The organism is Sphingobacterium endophyticum, assembly GCF_009733535.1.
Classification (GTDB): Bacteria; Bacteroidota; Bacteroidia; order Sphingobacteriales; family Sphingobacteriaceae; genus Sphingobacterium; species Sphingobacterium endophyticum.
Map to the genome: position 1 here is coordinate 1 of NZ_SMMI01000046.1, position 1,168 is coordinate 1,168.

A 1,168-nucleotide genomic window follows, 5' to 3' on the forward strand; every position below is an offset into this window, starting at 1 on the left:
CTCCTTCAGGAATGATAAGCGGCATTAAAGCTTTAAATGAATCGTGCATCTCTATATAAGTTCAAAGCACAAATATCTAATTATTTTTTATCCCCTCCACAACTTTTGTACATGATCCAAAGTTTGGGGGGTAAAGATTTTTAAGCATACAATTTCATCACTCTGTACAGAAAGAATGTCGTGTCCCTTACGCCACGAAAGACGCTCCTGAAAGCTTTAAGTTTTGCATTGAAAGATTCTGCGGATGCATTGGTGCTTCTGTTGTCGAAGTAGTGAAGAATGTATTGATGATGCGCTGCAATGGACCTTGCCACGCTCTCAAAGGAAGCAATGCCCGCATTCTCAACCTGATTGTGCCAGAGACCCAACTTTGTAAAAGCCACCTTTTTGTCCTTGCATTTGTTGAAGATGTCACCTAAGGCAATTCCAAGGTCATAGGCCTGTTTTAGCTTGGGAAACCGCAGGAACAACAGTTCAGCTCGGTTTTTCTGACTTTCGGACCATCGGCTGGGATGCTTGAACAAAAGGTGTCTGGACCTGGCCAATAGCTGTTTGAGCGTATCTCCATTGGGCAACAATTCGGGTTCATACGGGATCCCTCGCTTTCGCGACTCCACTATCTTCTTGCTTTCTGCATCCAGGACTTCCCAACGATACTTGATACGGAGTTCCTGCACGGCATCATAGGCTAGCTTTTGGACATGGAAACGATCGACCACACGTCTGGCGTTCCTGAAACACCTTCGTATAGCCTTGGCCATGTTGGGGGCCATATCCATGGTCACTTCCTTTACCTTATTCCTAGAGCGCAAGGGTATTCGCTCAAGGACAGCCATGATATCCTCAGCCTTTGTGCCTTTAATGGTTGCCAGGATCGTCCCTTTACGCCCTTTTGCCGACTTACTGCTAACAATGGTGTAAAGTTCGCCGTTGCTAAAACTGGTCTCATCGATGCTCAGGTATTCGGATATATTTTCAGGAAACAATGTCCAGCTCTCTGCATGGGGTTTCTGCTCCCAGTCATGGAAGTCGCTGAGATGGTTCTTGTATTGATCCTGTAGTTGCTTACCGTCCATTTGGAAGAACAGGCCTACCAATTGGGCACTTACAGGATGATTATCCAAATATCTTCTTTAAAAAAAGCCCGAATTCCGTAGTCATTCGAGCA

The 1,168-nt window shown here is 45.4% G+C and carries 1 protein-coding gene; it reads right to left on the reverse strand.

Annotated elements, in window-relative coordinates; all coding sequences use genetic code 11:
• Positions 1 to 140: 140 nt before the first annotated feature.
• A complete protein-coding gene (locus E0Y80_RS20520) occupies positions 141 to 1,124 on the reverse strand; it encodes an ISAon1 family transposase (protein WP_231596121.1) in 984 nt (327 codons plus the stop codon).
• Positions 1,125 to 1,168 lie beyond the last annotated feature (44 nt).